The sequence below is a fragment of the Pseudomonas deceptionensis genome (assembly GCF_900106095.1).
GTDB lineage: Bacteria > Pseudomonadota > Gammaproteobacteria > Pseudomonadales > Pseudomonadaceae > Aquipseudomonas > Aquipseudomonas deceptionensis.
Map to the genome: position 1 here is coordinate 2,583,875 of NZ_FNUD01000002.1, position 18,374 is coordinate 2,602,248.

At 58.2% G+C, this 18,374-nt stretch carries 15 protein-coding genes; 9 read left to right on the top strand and 6 right to left on the bottom strand.

Features of this window, described 5'->3' with window-relative positions; translation table 11 throughout:
* Nucleotides 1-132 precede the first annotated feature (132 nt).
* Complete coding sequence (mnmC, locus tag BLW11_RS11850; protein ID WP_048358548.1) at nt 133-2,112, bottom strand: bifunctional tRNA (5-methylaminomethyl-2-thiouridine)(34)-methyltransferase MnmC2/FAD-dependent 5-carboxymethylaminomethyl-2-thiouridine(34) oxidoreductase MnmC1; 1,980 nt, start codon at nt 2,110-2,112, stop codon at nt 133-135.
* A 139-nt stretch (nt 2,113-2,251) separates the two neighbouring features.
* Between mnmC and pap the strand changes: the two genes are divergently transcribed.
* On the top strand, nt 2,252-3,754 hold the full coding sequence (gene pap, locus BLW11_RS11855; RefSeq protein ID WP_048358547.1) for a polyphosphate:AMP phosphotransferase: 1,503 nt from the start codon (nt 2,252-2,254) through the stop codon (nt 3,752-3,754).
* A gap of 127 nt (nt 3,755-3,881) precedes the next feature.
* Here the strand turns inward: pap and BLW11_RS11860 are convergent, their stop codons facing one another.
* Nucleotides 3,882-5,273 (bottom strand): class II fumarate hydratase, encoded by a 1,392-nt coding sequence (locus BLW11_RS11860; protein ID WP_048358546.1) that lies wholly within the window; start codon nt 5,271-5,273, stop codon nt 3,882-3,884.
* A gap of 190 nt (nt 5,274-5,463) precedes the next feature.
* Here BLW11_RS11860 and BLW11_RS11865 point away from each other — a divergent pair, with 190 nt between their 5' ends.
* The 7 genes from BLW11_RS11865 (at nt 5,464) to BLW11_RS11895 (ending at nt 13,241) form a co-directional block, all read left to right on the top strand.
* The gene (locus tag BLW11_RS11865; protein ID WP_048358545.1) at nt 5,464-5,979 is read left to right on the top strand and encodes a DUF2059 domain-containing protein; all 516 of its coding nucleotides are present in this window, start codon (nt 5,464-5,466) and stop codon (nt 5,977-5,979) included.
* A gap of 11 nt (nt 5,980-5,990) precedes the next feature.
* Nucleotides 5,991-6,287 (top strand): BolA family protein, encoded by a 297-nt coding sequence (locus BLW11_RS11870; protein WP_048358544.1) that lies wholly within the window; start codon nt 5,991-5,993, stop codon nt 6,285-6,287.
* Nucleotides 6,288-6,405: 118 nt separating this feature from the next.
* Nucleotides 6,406-7,344: an oxygen-dependent tRNA uridine(34) hydroxylase TrhO gene (gene trhO, locus BLW11_RS11875; RefSeq protein ID WP_048358543.1), complete on the top strand. Its 939-nt coding sequence runs from the start codon at nt 6,406-6,408 to the stop codon at nt 7,342-7,344.
* Nucleotides 7,345-7,378: 34 nt separating this feature from the next.
* Nucleotides 7,379-7,981: a DsbA family protein gene (locus BLW11_RS11880; RefSeq protein WP_162837862.1), complete on the top strand. Its 603-nt coding sequence runs from the start codon at nt 7,379-7,381 to the stop codon at nt 7,979-7,981.
* The gene (locus tag BLW11_RS11885; protein ID WP_048358541.1) at nt 7,974-9,791 is read left to right on the top strand and encodes an ABC transporter ATP-binding protein; all 1,818 of its coding nucleotides are present in this window, start codon (nt 7,974-7,976) and stop codon (nt 9,789-9,791) included. Before BLW11_RS11880 ends, BLW11_RS11885 begins: the two co-directional genes overlap by 8 nt.
* Before the next feature lie 159 nt (nt 9,792-9,950).
* Nucleotides 9,951-12,410: an EAL domain-containing protein gene (locus BLW11_RS11890; RefSeq protein ID WP_048358540.1), complete on the top strand. Its 2,460-nt coding sequence runs from the start codon at nt 9,951-9,953 to the stop codon at nt 12,408-12,410.
* A 45-nt stretch (nt 12,411-12,455) separates the two neighbouring features.
* Entirely contained in the window at nt 12,456-13,241 is a 786-nt protein-coding gene (locus tag BLW11_RS11895; protein WP_048358539.1) for an iron-containing redox enzyme family protein, read from the top strand.
* Between the two features lie 72 nt (nt 13,242-13,313).
* Here the strand turns inward: BLW11_RS11895 and BLW11_RS11900 are convergent, their stop codons facing one another.
* The 4 genes from BLW11_RS11900 to BLW11_RS11915 form a co-directional block, all read right to left on the bottom strand.
* Nucleotides 13,314-14,054: a YciK family oxidoreductase gene (locus BLW11_RS11900; protein ID WP_048358538.1), complete on the bottom strand. Its 741-nt coding sequence runs from the start codon at nt 14,052-14,054 to the stop codon at nt 13,314-13,316.
* A 42-nt stretch (nt 14,055-14,096) separates the two neighbouring features.
* Nucleotides 14,097-14,768, bottom strand: coding sequence for an N-acetylmuramic acid 6-phosphate phosphatase MupP (gene mupP / locus BLW11_RS11905; RefSeq protein WP_048358537.1), 672 nt, complete (start codon nt 14,766-14,768; stop codon nt 14,097-14,099).
* 3 nt (nt 14,769-14,771) lie between these two features.
* Nucleotides 14,772-15,470, bottom strand: a complete 699-nt coding sequence (ubiG, locus tag BLW11_RS11910) for a bifunctional 2-polyprenyl-6-hydroxyphenol methylase/3-demethylubiquinol 3-O-methyltransferase UbiG (RefSeq protein ID WP_048358536.1) — start codon at nt 15,468-15,470, stop codon at nt 14,772-14,774.
* Between the two features lie 63 nt (nt 15,471-15,533).
* A complete protein-coding gene (locus BLW11_RS11915; protein ID WP_048358535.1) occupies nt 15,534-16,865 on the bottom strand; it encodes a TRZ/ATZ family hydrolase in 1,332 nt (443 codons plus the stop codon).
* A gap of 107 nt (nt 16,866-16,972) precedes the next feature.
* Here BLW11_RS11915 and mtnA point away from each other — a divergent pair, with 107 nt between their 5' ends.
* Nucleotides 16,973-18,049, top strand: coding sequence for an S-methyl-5-thioribose-1-phosphate isomerase (mtnA, locus tag BLW11_RS11920; RefSeq protein WP_048358534.1), 1,077 nt, complete (start codon nt 16,973-16,975; stop codon nt 18,047-18,049).
* Nucleotides 18,050-18,374: the final 325 nt, after the last annotated feature.

Here is an 18,374-nt window from a genome sequence, read left to right on the forward strand (position 1 = left end):
CAGGGCTTTATGCGCATCTGGATATGCGACAGGGCACCCTCAACGATAGCTGTTGAGCAATGCCATCCATCAGTGGGGCTACCGGTTAACGCAAGGGGGCAGAAATCTGCCGTTAACCGGCCAGCACCAAGGCTACAACCCTTTGATCAGCGCACGCAGCCCGAATCGACTTGGCAGGCAGGCCTCGGCTACAACACGTGGAACGGGCAGGGGCTCGTTGGTGATCCAGGCTGCCAACAGCTCGCCGGACAGTGGTGCGGTAATCAGCCCGCGTGAGCCGTGGCCGCTGTTGACATACACGCCTGGGAGCCAGGGGCATGGCGTGTCTGGCACTTGGCGGGCATCTTTGCGCAACACGGCATAGGCGCTTGCAAACTGCTCCGGGTCGGTCAATGGGCCAACAATAGGTAAATAGTCCGGGCTGGTGCAGCGGAAGGCCGCCCAGCCCTTCAGGGTATGCGGGTCCAGTTGTTCGTCACCGAGGCGTTGGGCCAGGTCCGGGGATATTTCCTGCAGCAAGTCGAGGTTGCCCTGATGCCCCTCTGGGGTAGTGGTCAGGTCTTCGTTATGGAAGTCGAAGCTGGCACCCAGCGTATGCTCACCCAGTCGGCCCGGGGCTACATAACCCTCGGCACAGACCACAGTTTTAAGCACGGCGCTGTTTTCGGTTTCAACCAGCTGGGTAATTTGCCCCCGAATGCGCTTGAGAGGTAAACCGCTGCTGGCCGGGAACCGTTTGACCTCTGCGGCACCTGCAAGGATCACTACCGGGGCGCTGGCCAGCACCTGCTCGTCCTGACAGGCCTGCCATTGGTCATCGACCCTGTGCAGTTGCAACACGTCATGGTGAGTCAATACCTGCACGTTTGGGTGCAAGGCCTGGTAGTGGCATAACGCAGGGGGGTGAACCCAGCCGCCTTCGGGGTAGAAAAGCCCGCCATGGGCCAATTCGATACCGGCCAGCGCCTGTGCCTGGGGCTGATCGAGCAGATGCACCAGCGCGGGCGGGAACGCCGCGGCCAATTGTGCCTGGCGTTCGGCTTCCTTGGCATTGAAACCCAATTGCAGGACGCCGCAATCATCCCAGTCGCGCCCGCGTTGCAGGTGTTCCAGCAGGCGACGGGTGTAGCCGAAGCCGCTGACAATCATCTGCGACAGGGTTGTGCCGTGGGCGGAGAGCTTCATATACAGCACACCCTGGGGGTTGCCCGACGCTTCCTTGGCCAGTTTTTCATGGCGCTCCAGCAACACAACCTGCCAGCCCCGTTTGGCCAGGCTGTTGGCGCTGGCGCAGCCCGCCAGGCCGCCACCGATCACCAGAGCCTTGCGTTCACCGGGGACCTGAGGCGGGCGGGCGTACCAGGGTTTGTCTGGCCCAGTGCCCGGGGCCTGCTCCGGCAAGCCCAAAAAGCTACCGCGCAGAATCTCCCATTTATGGCCGATGCCTGGTGTGCGGCGCATCTTGAAGCCTGCTTCATTCAGTGACCGGCGCACCCAGCCGGTACTGGTGAAGGTGCTGATGGTGGACTCGGGTGCCGCCAGGCGGGCCAGTTGCGCGAACAATTGCGGGGTCCACATGTCGGGGTTTTTCGCGGGGGCAAAACCGTCGAGAAACCAGGCATCGATTTGCGCGTCCAGTTGCGGCAGTTGCTCCAGCGCGTCACCGATCAATAACGTGAGGGTGACCCGGCCATTGGCCAGGCTCAGGGTCTGAAACCCCGGGTGAATCGCAAAGTAGGCCGCCAGCAGCTGTTCGCTGAAGGTGGCCAGTTCGGGCCACAGGGCGAGGGCGCGCTGCAGGTCTTCGCGGGTCAGCGGGTATTTTTCAACGCTGATGAAGTGCAGGCGGGCGTCGGGCAGCGCGGTCTGTTCAAACAGCTGCCAGGCGCACAAAAAATTCAGTCCGGTGCCGAAACCGGTTTCACCAATAACCAGTTGGCCATTGGCGGGCAGGGCGGCAAAGCGCTCCTTGAGTGCGTTCTGTTCGATAAAGACATAGCGCGTCTCTTCAAGACCTGACTTGTCCGAAAAGTACACGTCATCAAACACCCGCGAATGGGGGCGACCTTGGTCATCCCAGTCAATCTGGGCATTGGGCATTTCAGTAGTCATGTGCGGCTCGGCAACGGCAAGGCGGCCATTCTAGCTGATCAGTAGCGGCCAGATTGATCCATGACAGTTTTGTGAGTGTTGTTCCTACACGTTTAGACGCAATCCGCTAGGCTTGTGAAATCTTGCCAGGGAGCTTTCCATGTTCGAATCCGCCGAAATCGGTCATGCCATCGATAAAGAAACCTACGACAGGGAAGTTCCCGCCTTACGCGAAGCTTTGCTTGAAGCTCAATACGACCTACAGCATCAGAAACGTTCTGCCGTCATCGTGTTGATCAATGGCATTGAAGGCGCCGGCAAGGGCGAGACGGTCAAGCTGCTTAACGAGTGGATGGACCCGCGATTGATCGAAGTGCGTACCTTTGATCAACAAACCGATGAAGAGCTGGCGCACCCGCCCGCCTGGCGCTATTGGCGCCAGTTACCGGCCAAGGGCCGGATGGGCGTGTTCTTTGGTAATTGGTACAGCCAAATGCTTCAGGGCCGGGTTCATGGCGTGTTCAAGGACGCGGTGCTGGATCAGGCAATCAACGGCGCCGAGCGGCTGGAGAAAATGCTCTGTGACGACGGTGCGGTGATCTTCAAGTTCTGGTTCCACTTGTCCAAGAAACAAATGAAGGATCGCCTCAAGGCATTAAAGGATGATCCGTTGCACAGCTGGCGCATAAGCCCGCTGGACTGGCAGCAGTCAGAAACCTATGACCGGTTTGTACGCTTTGGTGAACGGGCGATTCGTCGCACCAGCCGTGACTATGCGCCGTGGCACATCGTTGAGGGGGTCGACCCGCACTACCGCAGCCTGACGGTGGGCAAAATCCTGCTTGAAGGGCTGCAGGTGGCGCTGAACGCGCCAAAAACCAAACCTCGCTCCAACGTGCCTCCCTTGCCTGAAAACCATGACGGCCTGAGCCTGCTCGATTGCCTGGACATGACCCTGCACCTTGAAAAGGATGACTATCAAGAGCAGCTGATTACCGAGCAGGCCCGCTTGTCAGGGTTGATGCGTGACAAGCGCATGCGCCGACATGCGCTGATCACCGTGTTTGAAGGCAACGATGCGGCGGGTAAAGGCGGTTCGATCCGTCGGGTTGCGGCTGCGCTCGACCCGCGCCAATACAACATCGTGCCGATTGCGGCGCCCTCCGAGGATGAACGTGCCCAGCCTTATCTCTGGCGGTTTTGGCGACATATACCGGCGCGGGGCAAATTCACGATTTTCGATCGCTCCTGGTATGGGCGCGTACTGGTGGAGCGCGTAGAAGAGTTTTGCACCCAGGCCGACTGGATGCGTGCCTACGGCGAGATCAACGACTTTGAAGAGCAGCTCAGTGCGGCGGGAGTGATTGTCGTCAAGTTCTGGCTGGCCATTGACAAGGACACCCAGCTTGAACGTTTTCAGGAACGTGAAGAGATCCCGTTCAAGCGCTTCAAAATCACCGAAGAAGATTGGCGCAATCGCGAAAAATGGGACCTGTATCGCAATGCGGTTTGCGACATGGTCGATCGTACCAGTACCGAGATTTCACCCTGGACCCTGGTTGAAGCCAACGACAAGCGCTGGGCGCGGGTCAAGGTGCTGCGTACCATCAACGATGCCCTTGAAGCGGCCTTCAAGAAGAGCGACAAAAAGCGTAAAAAATAAGAAAAACCTGTAGATACTCTGTTGTAGGTCAAGCCCTAGTGTGGGAGCGAGCCTGCTCGCTCCCACAGTTGCCGTTGTCCTGTAGCCGCAGCCTCGTTCCTTCGCCAGCTACGAGAAGACCTATGGCCTAGTGTTTGCCAGGGCCCAGCATGTTTTCCGGACGCACCCACTGATCGAATTCAGCGTCGGTGACATACCCCAGCGCCAATGCGGCCTCGCGCAAGGTCAAACCTTCGGCATAGGCTTTTTTTGCGATTTCGGCAGATTTGTCATAACCGATATGCGGGTTGAGCGCCGTCACCAGCATCAGGCCGCGTTCCAGATGTTCGGCCATCTTTTCGGCGTCGACTTCAAGACCGGTCACGCAATGCTTCTGGAAGTTGCTGCAACCGTCTCCCAGTAACTGGATGGATTGCAGCAGGTTGTGAATGATCACCGGTTTATAGACGTTGAGCTGCAAATGACCCTGGCTGGCGGCAAAGCCGATCGCCACGTCATTGCCCATGACCTGGCAGGCCAGCATCGACAGGGCTTCGCATTGGGTCGGGTTGACCTTGCCCGGCATGATCGAGCTGCCCGGTTCATTGGCCGGCAGTTTGATCTCGGCCAGCCCGGCACGCGGGCCCGAGCCCAGCAAACGGAAGTCGTTGGCCAGTTTCATCAAGGTCACGGCGAGGGTTTTGAGCGCGCCCGAGAGGGTGGTCAGCGGCTCGTGACCGGCCAGCGCGGCAAACTTGTTCGGCGCCGTGACAAATGGCAAGCCCGACAGCGCTGCAATTTCAGCGGCAATCGCTTCGGCAAAACCATGGGGGGCGTTGAGCCCGGTGCCTACGGCGGTGCCGCCCTGGGCCAGCTCGCACACGGCGGGGATGGCGGAACGTATCGCCTGCTCGGCGTAATCCAGTTGCGCGATATAGGCCGAAAGCTCCTGCCCGAACGTGATGGGGGTTGCGTCCATCATGTGGGTGCGGCCGGTTTTAACCAGTTTCATGTGCTGCGCCGACAACTCGGCCAGCCCCCCGGACAACTCATTGATTGCCGGCAGCAAGTGCTCGTGCACTGCTTTGGCGGCGGCAATATGCATGGCGGTAGGGAAGCAGTCATTGGAGCTTTGCGAGCGATTGACGTGGTCATTGGGGTGCACGGGGGATTTACCGCCGCGGCCTTTGCCTGCCAGTTCGTTGGCGCGCCCGGCGATGACTTCGTTGGCGTTCATGTTGCTTTGCGTGCCGCTACCGGTCTGCCAGACCACCAGCGGGAATTGATCATCGTGTTCGCCGTCCAGCACTTCATCGGCGGCCTGTTCGATCAGGCGTGCGATGTCGGCGGGCAGGTCGCCATTGCGGTTATTGACCCGGGCAGCGGCTTTTTTGATCAGCACCAGAGCATGCAGCACGGCCAACGGCATTTTTTCCTTGCCGATGGCGAAGTTGATCAGGGATCGTTGAGTCTGAGCACCCCAGTAAGCTTCGTCGGCCACGCTTACTTCACCCAGGCTGTCGGTTTCGATACGGCTCATCGGCTCTTTCTCCTTAAGGTCTGATCAGAGCTTAGGCGCTGATTCGGGCAAGGGGTTCAATCTGTTGTTTTTAAGGTTTTTGGTCGGCTGATGAGAACCTCTATCAGCCTCGGGGTTGAGTGACGGACTTTATTAGGCGCAGAATGGCCGCCCTTGGGGTTAAACCTCGCTTGCTAGAAAAGGAAACTCGATGACCCGTCTTCGCGCCATCTGTACAGCGGTTGCTCTGGTTTGCGCCAGCGGCCAGGTATTCGCCGATACCGCTAGCCACGCGGCCAGTGCTGAAACGTTCCTGAAACTGGCACATGCCGATAAGCTGGGTACCCCGGTGTATATGCAAGTGCAGCAAATGTTCGCTCAGCGTTTCGAGCAAACCAAAGCGCCAGCCTCCAAGAAAGCCCTGCTGGAAACCTACCAGGCCAAAGCCAACACCGCTCTGGACCAGGCCATTGGCTGGGACAAGCTCAAGCCTGACATGGTCAAGCTCTACACCACCAACTTCAGCGAATCCGAACTCAAGGATCTGGTAGCGTTCTACCAGTCGCCACTGGGCAAGAAAGTCCTGGAAAAAATGCCGCAGTTGACTCAGCAGTCGGCACAAATGACCCAGGCCAAGCTGGAAAGCGCAGTACCGGTGGTTAACAAGCTGCTGGAAGACATGACTGCCGAGCTGGAGCCAAAAGCGGCCCCGGCCAAGAAGAAGTAAGCGGAGCCTGAATGAGCATGCAACAACGTATCGAATCGGCGCTTGGCGCATTGCAGCCCGAGCACTTGAGCGTGCTGGATGAAAGCCACATGCACAGTCGCGGGTTGCAGACCCACTTCAAGGCTGTGGTGGTCAGCGAGCAGTTCGCCGGGCTCAATAGCGTCAAGCGTCACCAGAAGGTCTACGCCACCTTGGGTGACTTGATGGGCGAGTTTCATGCGTTGGCTCTGCACACGTATACGCCTGAAGAATGGGCGAAAATCGGCACAGCCCCGGCCTCGCCGACCTGTGCTGGCGGTGGGCACTGAGTTAGCGTTTTTAACGCTCTTTTTGCTAGAATCCGCAACGCGCCAATAGACCCTAATTGGCGCGTTTTTTTTTGCATCCGGTTCACCCTTTACGAGGGTAGCCACCTGGAGAAACACGATGACCGCGCCAATTGTTGTTGCTGCACTGTACAAATTCGTCACCCTTGAAGATTACGTCGAACTTCGCGAGCCGCTGCTCAAGGCCATGGTCGACAACGGCATCAAGGGCACCTTGCTGATTGCCGAAGAAGGTATCAACGGTACGGTTTCCGGTACTCGTGAAGGGGTTGACGGGCTGATGGCCTGGCTCAAGAACGATCCGCGCATGATCGATATCGACCACAAGGAATCCTACTGCGATGACCAGCCGTTCTATCGAACCAAGGTCAAGCTGAAGAAGGAAATCGTTACCCTTGGCGTAGAAGGCGTAGACCCGAACAAGAAAGTCGGGACCTATGTCGACCCCGAGAACTGGAATGCGCTGATCAGCGATCCAGAGGTGTTGCTGATCGACACCCGTAACGACTACGAAGTCTCGATTGGTACGTTTGAGGGCGCCATTGATCCGAAAACCACCAGCTTTCGCGAATTTCCTGACTACATCAAGGCCAACTTCGACCCGGCCAAGCACAAGAAAGTCGCGATGTTCTGCACCGGCGGCATTCGCTGTGAAAAGGCTTCGAGCTACATGCTCAGCCAGGGGTTTGACGAGGTGTATCACCTCAAGGGCGGTATCCTGAAGTACCTCGAAGAGGTGCCGCAGGAAGAAACCAAGTGGCAGGGCGACTGTTTCGTATTTGATAACCGTGTCACCGTGCGCCACGACCTGAGCGCCGGCGAGTACGACCAGTGCCACGCGTGCCGCACACCTATCAGCATCGCGGACCGTGAGTCGGAGCACTATCAGCCCGGTATCAGCTGCCCGCATTGCTGGGACACGCTGAGCGAAAAAACCCGTCGCAGCGCCATTGATCGCCAAAAGCAGATCGATCTGGCCAAAGAACGCAACCAGCCGCACCCGATCGGCCACAACTACCGTAAACCTGCCGAGGTCTGAAATGAGTTCACGCCTGCTCTATGTGATGGACCCGATGTGCTCATGGTGCTGGGGTTTTTCTCCTGTCGCCGAGGCACTGGTTGAGCAGGCGCAGGCTGCAGGTGTTGAGTTGCATCTGGTGGTGGGCGGTTTGCGCACTGGCAGTGGCTCGGCGCTTGAGCCTGCGACGCGGCGCTACATCCTTGAACATTGGCAGGCGGTCACCCAAGCCACCGGGCAGCCGTTCTCATTCGACGGCGCCTTGCCTGACGGTTTTGTGTATGACACCGAGCCCGCTTGTCGGGCCTTGGTGGCGGCCCGCAGCCTGGCGCCCGATTGCGCCTGGAGGCTGGTGAAACTGATTCAACAGGCTTTTTATGTAGAAGGTCGCGATGTCACCCAGGCCAGTGTGCTGGTTGAACTGGCTGAAGCGGCCGGGGTCCCGCGTATCGAGTTTTCTGCCATTTTTGACACGGCCGAGCAGCATGCGGCGACTGCCGCTGACTTTACCTGGGTGCAAGACCTGGGGATTGCCGGTTTCCCAACCTTGCTCGCCGAGCGCGATGGCCAGCTGGCGCTGCTGACCAACGGTTATCAGCCGCTTGAGCCGTTGTCTGACTTGCTCGCCCGCTGGCTTGAACGCGCTACGCGTGTTTGATCCTTCTGCAGAGCCGTCTTCCCCCAAGACGGTCGACCGTCTGACCTGGGCCGAAATTCGCCGCCTGGCCTTACGCCATAAAAAAGCCCTCTGGATTGCCAATGGCGTGGCGGTCCTGGCCACGCTGTGCAGTGTCCCCATCCCCTTGCTGCTGCCCTTGCTGGTGGGCGAGGTGCTGCTGGGTAACGGTGATGCAGCGCTGAAAGTGATGAATCACTGGTTGCCGGCGGTCTGGCAAAGTTCCGCGGGCTACATCGGCCTGATGCTGGTGATCACCCTGGTACTGCGTTGTGGGGCGCTGTTGTTTAACGTCCTGCAGGCACGGCTGTTTTCGCGGCTGGCCAAGGACATCGTGTTCCGCATACGGCTGCGCCTGATAGAGCGTCTGAAGCGAATATCGCTGGCCGAGTATGAAAGCCTTGGCAGCGGTACCGTCACCACGCACCTGGTCACCGACCTGGAAACGCTCGACAAGTTTGTCGGCGAGACCCTGAGCCGTTTTTTGGTCGCGATACTCACGCTGGTGGGCACTTCGGCAATCTTGCTGTGGATGCATTGGCAACTGGCACTGCTGATATTGCTGTTCAACCCGCTGGTGATCTACGCCACGGTGCAGTTGGGCAAGCGGGTCAAACACCTGAAGAAACTCGAAAACGACAGCACGGCGCGTTTTACCCAGGCCCTGACTGAAACCCTGGACGCCATACAGGAAGTACGCGCTGGCAATCGGCAGGGCTTTTTCCTTGGCCGTTTAGGGCTGCGGGCCCGGGAAGTACGGGACTTTGCGGTGGCGTCGCAATGGAAGAGCGACGCCTCGAATCGTGCCAGCGGTTTGTTGTTCCAGTTCGGGATCGATATTTTTCGCGCGGCGGCGATGCTGACGGTACTGTTTTCGGACCTGTCGATTGGCCAGATGCTCGCGGTGTTCAGCTACCTGTGGTTCATGATTGGCCCGGTTGAGCAATTGCTGAACCTGCAATATGCCTTCTATGCCGCCGATGGCGCTGTTACACGCATCAACCAGTTGTTGGCCCGCAGCGACGAGCCACAGTACCAGGGCGGTGTTAATCCGTTTCTGGGTCGCCAGACGGTCGGTATAGAAGTGCGCGACCTGAGCTTCAGTTATGGGGAAGAAAAGGTTCTGGATCACCTGAATCTGACCATAGCCCCGGGAGAAAAGGTCGCCATTGTCGGCACCAGTGGTGGCGGTAAAAGCACGCTGGTGCAGTTGCTGCTGGGGCTGTACACGCCGCAGTCGGGGAGCATCTTGTTTGCCGGTGCAAGCCAGCCGGAAATTGGCCTGCAAACCATCCGCGAACATGTCGCAGTGGTGCTTCAACATCCCGCGTTGTTCAACGATACCGTACGGGCAAACTTGACCATGGGTCGTGAGCGAACGGATGAGGCCTGCTGGCGAGCACTGGAAATCGCACAACTGGATGGAACTATTCTTGCGCTCCCTAACGGGCTGGACAGTATTGTCGGGCGTTCAGGGGTGCGTTTGTCCGGCGGCCAGCGCCAGCGCCTGGCGATTGCGCGGATGGTGCTGGCGGACCCTAAAGTGGTGATTCTCGACGAGGCCACCAGTGCTCTGGATGCCGCCACTGAATACAACTTGCATCACGCTTTGGGAAAATTCCTGAGCGGGCGTACCACTTTAATCATTGCCCACCGTTTATCTGCGGTAAAACAGGCAGACAGAGTGTTGGTGTTTGATGGTGGTTGTATTGCAGAAGACGGTGATCACCAGCAGTTGATCGCAGATGGCGGGCTTTACGCCAAACTTTACGGGCATCTACAGCAAACTTGATGTCGTGAGTTTCCTTTCGCGGGACGAGTTGTTGATGTTTGGCTTTTTGACGGTTCTGGGTATTACTGATTGCTCAAGTTGCCGAAAATTAGCCTAGGCTGAGCTGTAGTGAGATTTTCTCTCTGGTTTTCATCTGGCGCCATGAAGCAAAGGGACCTCATGAAAGATAAACGCCTCCTTGGTACACCGCGCCTGTTGGGTATTGTCTGGCCCTTTATTGCGGGCGTCTTGCTCCAGGCGTTAATAGGGTGCATCAGCCTCTATATGCTCACTGCGGTCAGGAGTTATGTCGGGGGCGAAAGTTTGTGGTCTAAAGGCCAGAAAGACGCCATCTACTTCCTCTACTTGTATTCTGATACTCATGATCCGGTGTTTTTCGAGAAGTATCAAAAGGCCATCAAAGTTCCTCAGGGCGGTCACACGCTACGGCTTGCGATGAACCAGTCCCCTCCAGACCAGATAGCCGCTCGCGAAGGCATTCTGCAGGGCGGCAACAGCCCGGAAGATGTGTCCAGCATCATTTGGTTCTATCGCTACTTCAGTCATTTCAGCTATATGGCCACGGCCATTGAGAAGTGGTCGATCGGTGATACCTACCTGGTGCAACTCGATGATCTGGCGCAGGAGATGCACAAGGCGATACTTGCCGGCCAAGGCAGTGCCGCTGACGCCAGGCGCTGGGAGGACACTATCTATGCCATCAATGAAGGCATTGCGCCGGCGGCCAAAGCCTTCAGTGATGCCCTGGGCGAGGGCTCGCGCTTTATCTGGCAATTGCTGGTCGTCATCAACCTGACCACGGCGCTGGGGCTGATCCTTCTGGTGCTCAAGCGTACGCACAAAGTTCTGGCGCAGAGTCGTGCATTTGCCGAGGCTTTGCAGCTGGAAAAAGAACGGGCGCAAATCACGCTTGAGTCCATTGGTGACGGGGTCATCACCACCGACGACCGCGGTGCTATTGCCTACATGAACCCTGCGGCCGAAAAACTGACCCAATGGAAGTACGAACAGGCACAAGGCGTAGGCCTTGAGGCGCTCTTCAAGTTGCTCGACGAGAATGACCAGGATTCCGGTTTCAAACTGATTGACCATATTCTCAGCGGCCAGTTGGGTAACAGTCACGCGCACTCCAGGCAGATTCAGCGCATGGATGGCAGCGCGGTCGCGGTAACGCTGGTGGGTGCGCCGATTCTTCATGGGGGCCAGGTGAGCGGGGCGGTGCTGGTGCTGCATGACATGACCCAGGAGCGCCAGTACATTGCCAACCTGTCATGGCAAGCGACCCACGATGCGCTCACCGGGCTGGCCAATCGACGAGAATTTGAATACCGCCTGGAGCTGGTGCTGAAAAATCTGCACCGCCAGCAGGGCCGGCACGCATTGATGTTTCTCGATCTGGATCAGTTCAAGCTGGTTAATGACACGTGCGGGCACGCGGCCGGTGATGAGCTGCTGCGCCATATTTGTGCGCTGCTGCGAACCGGGTTGCGCGAAGGCGATACGCTCGCCCGGCTTGGGGGAGACGAGTTTGGAATCCTCCTGGAAAACTGCCCGGTCGATATGGCAGAGAAAATTGCGGGAGGCCTGCGCCAGGCCGTGCAAAGCCTGCACTTCGCCTGGAAGGGGCGACCGTTCATGAGCACCATCAGTATTGGCCTGGTGCATATCCATCAAGCCCCGGTCACCCTGGAAGCGTTAATGCGCGCAGCGGACATGGCCTGCTACATGGCCAAGGAAAAAGGGCGCAATCGGGTGCAGGTCTACCATGTGGATGACACTGAATTGTCATTGCGCTTTGGTGAAATGGCTTGGGTGCAGCGTTTACATGTCGCACTGGAAGAGAATCGCTTTTGCCTGTACTCGCAAGAAATTACCCCGCTGGGGAATGCGCAGGAGAACGGCGGGCACATCGAGATCCTGTTGCGGCTGCACGATGAGTCCGGGGGCATGGTCATGCCTGACAGCTTTATTCCGGCGGCCGAACGTTATGGATTGATGAGTTCGATAGACCGCTGGGTGGTCGAAAACGTGTTCAGGATCATTTCTGAATGTACGGCCCAGGCCGGGAAGCAACCTATGGCCATGTGTGCCATCAACTTGTCGGGCTCGACCATTGGCGATGAAGATTTCCTGGAATTCCTGCATGAGCAATTTGAGTGTTTTGGCGTTTCGCCCAATCTGATCTGTTTTGAAATTACTGAAACAAGCGCGATTGCCAACTTGGGCAGTGCCATTCGGTTTATCAATGATCTAAAGGCCCTGGGTTGTCACTTCTCACTGGACGACTTCTGTGCAGGGATGTCGTCGTTTGCATACTTGAAACATCTTCCCGTCGACTTTCTAAAAATCGACGGCAGCTTCGTCAAAGACATGCTGGACGATCCTATCAACCGGGCCATGGTTGAAGTCATCAATCATATTGGTCATGTGATGGGCAAACGCACGATTGCGGAATTTGTTGAAAGTGTACAAATAGAACAGGCGCTGATCGAAATCGGAGTGGATTATGCGCAGGGTTATATTATTCAACGCCCGCAGTTATTTACTTTTGACAGTTTGTTACAACGTCCCAAGCGTTCGAGGCCTTTGACTTTGAAGTCGCCGGGCGCTTTGCGCTGATCTGATGTACATTTTCGGATTCACCTCTCAAAAAGGAATTGGATTGTGAGCGACGCATTTGACCGAACCGGGCCTCTGATGGAAGAGGAAAGTTACCCTCAGTGGGCCCAGCAGTTGATTCGGGACTGTAGCAAGAGCAAGCGCCGGGTTGTCGGGCACGAAATCTACAAACGCATGCGCGATAACACCCTAAGTTCCAGGGCCATGCGTACCTACCTCGTCGGCGGTTGGCCAGTAGTCGAGCAGTTTTCGCTGTACATGGGGCGCAACCTGGGGAAAACCCGCTATGGGCATCACCCGGGCGAGGACATGGCGCGCCGCTGGTTGATTCGCAATATTCGGGTCGAGCTCAACCATGCAGATTACTGGGTGAACTGGGCTCGGGCCCACGGTGTGAGCCTTGAAGAGCTGAACGCACAAGACCTCCCGGCAGAATTCCAGGCGCTGAATGACTGGTGCTGGCACACCTGCGCCACGGACTCACTGGCCGTGTCCATGGCCGCCACTAACTACGCCATTGAGGGCGCAGTGGGTGAGTGGGCGATGGCGGTCTGTTCAAAGGACATCTACGAAGAGTCGTTCCCGCCGGAGGGGCGCAAACGTGCGATGAAGTGGCTGAAGATGCATGCCCAGTATGATGATGAGCATCCTTGGGAAGCGCTGGAGATCGTGTGTACCCTGGCAGGGATGAACCCGAGTCAGGAGCTGATCAGGCAACTGCGCAAGGCCATTTGCAAGAGTTACGATTACATGTACCTCTTTTTGCAAAGCTGCCTTCAGCTCGACAATGCACCGGTTGAGCGTGAGCGTCTGGAACGGGTTGTGAGCTGATCGCCCGGTCAGGGTATAAAAAAACCGCAGCCTGCGTTCTCGAGCAGGCTGCGGTTTTTGTTTGTCGCCTTGTTATTGCGCGTCGAAAGCCTGGCCGTTGATCCCGGTGCTGTCGGGGCCCATCAGGTACAGGTAAACCGGCATGATCGCCTGCGGCTCTGGATTGTTCTCAGGGTTTTCGCCTGGATATGCCAGTGCTCGCATGCTGGTGCGGGTTGCGCCGGGGTTGATGCTGTTGGAGCGTACCGGGGCGACGGCGTCGACTTCGTCGGCCAGGGTTTGCATCAGGCCTTCGGTGGCAAACTTCGATACGCCATAAGCGCCCCAGTAGGCGCGGCCTTTGCGACCGACGCTGCTGGAGGTGAAGATCACCGAGGCGTCCTGCGACAGCTTGAGCAGCGGCAGCAAGGTGCTGGTGAGCATGAACGTAGCATTGACGTTGATCTGCATCACGCGCATGAAGTTCTCGCCTGACAGCTGCTCCAAGGGCGTGCGCGGGCCAATGATCGAGGCGTTGTGCAGCACCCCGTCAAGGTGGCCGAATTCGGTTTCGATCATGGCGGCCAGCTCATCGTATTGATGGGGCTGGGCGGTTTCGAGATTGAACGGGATGACGACAGGTTGCGGGTGGCCGGCGGCCTCGATTTCATCGTAAACCTGGCTCAGGTTGGCCTCGGTCTTGCCCAGCAGCAATACGGTTGCACCGTGTGCGGCGTAGGTCTTGGCAGCTGCGGCGCCAATGCCGCGGCCAGCACCTGTGACCAGAATCACCCGGCCCTGCAACAGGTCGGGGCGGGCGGAATAATCAAACATAAAAAACCTCAACAAAAATCGAAGATCGTTGGCTGGCGTTTGTCAGCAGCTGCACATCGCGTTATCGAGCACTTTGCGCAACTCGCCCGGGTGATCAACCACCACATCGGCGCCCCAGTGGTCTGGGTTGTCGTCCGGGTGGATGTAGCCAAAGCGCACGGCTGCGGTTTTGGTCCCGGCGTCTCGCCCGGACTCGATATCGCGCAGGTCATCGCCCACAAACAGGACACTGGCCGGGTCAAGGTCCAGCATTTTGCAGGCCAGGATCAAGGGTTCTGGATCGGGCTTGCTGTTTGTCACGTGGTCCGGGCAGATCAGCAGGGCCGAGCGTTCGGCCAGGCCCAGGCGCTCCATGATCGGTTGCGCAAAACGTACAGGCTTGTTGGTGACGACACCCCACACCAGGTGTGCTTTCTCGATATCGGCCAGCAACTCTTCCATGCCATCAAACAGCTTGGTGTGTACGGCGCAATCGCGCTGGTAGCGCTCGAGAAACTCCTGGCGCAGCTCTTCGAAGCCAGGTGAGTCCGGGTCCATGCTGAAGGTCGCCGCCACCATGGCGCGTGCACCGCCGGAAATTTCATCGCGGATCAATTTGTCTGCAATTGCGGGCAAGCCGCGCTCGGCACGCATGGCCTGACAGATCGCGATAAAGTCCGGCGCGGTGTCGAGCAGGGTGCCGTCCATGTCAAAAAGAACTGCTCTCAAACGCATGTATTACTCCTCGCGAAGGGTCTGGATCATGTAGTTGACGTCAACATCGGCGGCCAGCTTGTAATGCTTGGTCAGCGGGTTGTAGGTCAGGCCGATGATGTCTTTGACGCTCAGGCCGGCTTGACGGCTCCAGGCACCCAGTTCCGAAGGTCGGATGAATTTTTTGAAGTCATGGGTCCCGCGGGGGATCAGCTTCATGATGTATTCGGCGCCGATGATCGCGAACAGATAGGATTTCGGGTTGCGGTTGATGGTCGAGAAGAACACCTGACCGCCGGGTTTGACCATGCGGTAGCAGGCGCGGATCACTGAGGCCGGGTCAGGTACGTGCTCCAGCATTTCAAGGCAGGTGACCACGTCGAACTGCTCAGGCATTTCGACGGCCAGTTCTTCGGCAGTGATCTGGCGGTATTCAACACTTACGCCGGACTCAAGCTGATGCAGTTGCGCAACGGCCAGCGGGGCTTCGCCCATATCGATACCCATCACGGTTGCGCCGCGCTGAGCCATGGATTCGCTGAGAATTCCGCCGCCGCAACCGACGTCGAGGACCTTTTTGCCGGCCAGTTGCACGCGCTCGTCAATCCAGTTGACGCGTAGCGGGTTGATGTCGTGCAGCGGCTTGAACTCGCTTTCACGGTCCCACCAGCGATGGGCAAGCGCTTCGAATTTGGCGATCTCGGCGTGGTCAACGTTGCTCATGGGTAAATCCTCTAAAGCTGAAAAATCTGGTAATGCTCCGGGCGCGGGCCCGAAGGTGTTCAATCAATGAGTATGGCCGCTTATGCGCTCGCCCCAGGCTTTGGCTGTTGCGCTGAGCTGTTGCTCGTCCTGTCGGGTCAGGCGTCGGTCATCGAGCAGTTGCTTGCCCGCTACCCACACATGTTTCACGCAATCGCGGCCTGTGGCGTAGATCAGTTGTGAAACAGGGTCGTAGACCGGTTGCTGGGCCAGCCCGCTGAGGTCAAAGGCGACCAGGTCAGCAGCCTTGCCGACCTCGATGGAGCCGATGTCACTTTCAAGGCCCAGGGCGCGAGCGCCATTGAGTGTGGCCATGCGCAGTGCCCGATGGGCGTCCAGCGCAGTGGCCGAGCCTGCGACGGCTTTGGCCAGCAAGGCGGCAGTTCGGGTTTCGCCGAGCAGGTCGAGGTCATTGTTGCTGGCGGCACCGTCGGTACCGACAGCCACATTGACGCCAGCTTGCCACAGTCGCTCCACCGGGCAGAAACCGCTGGCCAGTTTGAGGTTGGACTCCGGGCAATGAATCACGCTGGAGTTGCTTTCTACCAGCATTGCCAGGTCGTCATCGCTGATCTGGGTCATGTGTACGGCCTGGAAGCGCGGGCCCAGCAGGCCCAGGCGGGCGAGGCGGGCTACGGGGCGCTCGCCGTTCTGCTCGACGGCCTGCTGAACTTCGAAGGCCGTTTCGTGCACGTGCATATGAATGGAGGCGTCCAGTTCATCGGCGACCACACGGATTTTTTCAAGGTTCTCGTCGCCTACGGTGTAGGGCGCGTGGGGCCCGAAGGCGATCTTGATTCGTGGGTGGTACTTTAAGTCGGCAAACAGTTCGACGGCCTGGCGCAGGGATTCATCCGCGCTGGCGGCGCCTGGAATCGGGAAGTCGAGGATCGGAATGGCGATCTGCGCACGAATGCCGCTGTTGTGAACGCACTCGCTGGCAACCTTCGGGAAAAAATACATGTCACTGAAGCACGTGATGCCGCCCTTGAGTTGCTCGGCAATGGCCAGGTGGGTGCCGTCGCGTACGAACGCTTCATCCACCCATTTGGCCTCGGCCGGCCAGATGTGTTGCTCCAGCCAGGTCATCAATGGGAGGTCATCGGCCATGCCGCGGAATAGGGTCATCGCAGCGTGGCCATGGGCATTGATCAGTCCTGGACTGAGCAGCATGTCAGGCAGTTCGCGGGTTTCAAGGGTGGTGAGGGCCAGGGCTTCATGGCGTGGGCCAATGAAAACGATACGTCCGTCCCGGATGCCGACGCCGTGTTCCTTGAGTACCACTCCGGCAGGTTCGACAGGCACCAGCCAGGTTGGCAACAGTAATAGGTCGAGGGGCGCGGTAGGGGTCGGCATCGAGAACGGCTTCCAGTGCGTTATAAAAGGAGGCGAAGTATACCCGAGCGTCTTGAGGGTGGGCTCGCTATAATCGGCAGCTTTGTTACTGGGTGATAGGGATAGGCATGCGCGATCGACTGTTGGCTGCGGAAAAGGTTAAGGCCATCGATTGGCGGGATGATGCCCTGTATCTGCTGGATCAGCGCAGCTTGCCCTTTGAAGAGAACTGGCTGGCGTACACCGGTGTTGAAGGTGTTGCGCAGGCGATTCGTGACATGGTCGTGCGTGGCGCCCCGGCTATCGGTATCGCGGCGGCCTATGGTGTGGTGCTGGCTGCGCGCACGCGCAAGGCTGAGGGTGGCGACTGGATAGCGGCACTGGAGGCGGACTTCACGCTGTTGGCGGACTCGCGCCCCACGGCCGTGAATCTGTTTTGGGCATTGAATCGCATGCGCGACAGGTTGGCCCGTGCCAAAAGTCGTATCAATGTGCTGCAGGTGCTTGAAGACGAGGCTGTGGCCATTCATGAAAGTGATCGTGAAGCCAATCTGACGATGGCGCAGCTGGGTGTCGATGTGATTCGTCGCCATCAGGGCAATGCGCAGGCCGTACTGACCCATTGCAATACCGGTGCTCTCGCTACCGGTGGCTTTGGTACGGCGCTGGGGGTGATTCGGGCGGCCTGGCTGGAAGGTATGATCGAGCAGGTTTACGCGGATGAAACCCGGCCCTGGTTGCAGGGCTCGCGGCTGACCGCGTGGGAGCTGGCCAATGAAGGCATCCCGGTGGTGCTCAATGTGGACTCGGCTGCGGCGCATATCATGAAAACCAAGGGCGTGACCTGGGTGATCGTGGGGGCGGACCGGATCACGGCCAATGGCGATGTGGCGAACAAGATCGGGACTTACCAGCTGGCGGTAAATGCCATGCACCACGGCGTGCGCTTTATGGTGGTTGCGCCAAGCTCGACCATCGACATGGACCTGGCCACGGGTGATGACATCCCTATTGAAGAGCGCGATGGCCGTGAGCTTCTGGAAGTGGGTGGCAAGCGGGTCGGTGCAGACGTGCAGGCGTTCAATCCTGTTTTTGATGTGACCCCGGCGGACCTGATTGACGTAATCGTCACTGAGAAAGGCGTTGTCGAGCGTCCGGACGCTGCAAAAATGGCTCAATTGATGTGTCGCAAGCGATTGCATTGAGACAGGCCCGAAACCTGTGGTCGCAGCCTTCGGCAGCGGCTACAGAATAGGGCTTTACATCCTTCAAATCGTGTTCAGAGTCCTCCTGGGCCCGCTCAAGCCGATCACTCGCCCACTTACTATGTTCCATGCGCATCTGGGGGATAGGTGCGTGGCGGCGATTGTGATAACATTCGGCGGTTTCCAGGGTGGCTCGCAAGGGTTGCCCTTACTGCGCAAATCCGTAGCATAACTCGTTGATTTGTCGTAAGTCGTTGCATGGCACTTGGTCAGCAGCGACGAGCTTCGTTCGTCCCGAATGGATGTGGCGAAGTTTCACCCGAAA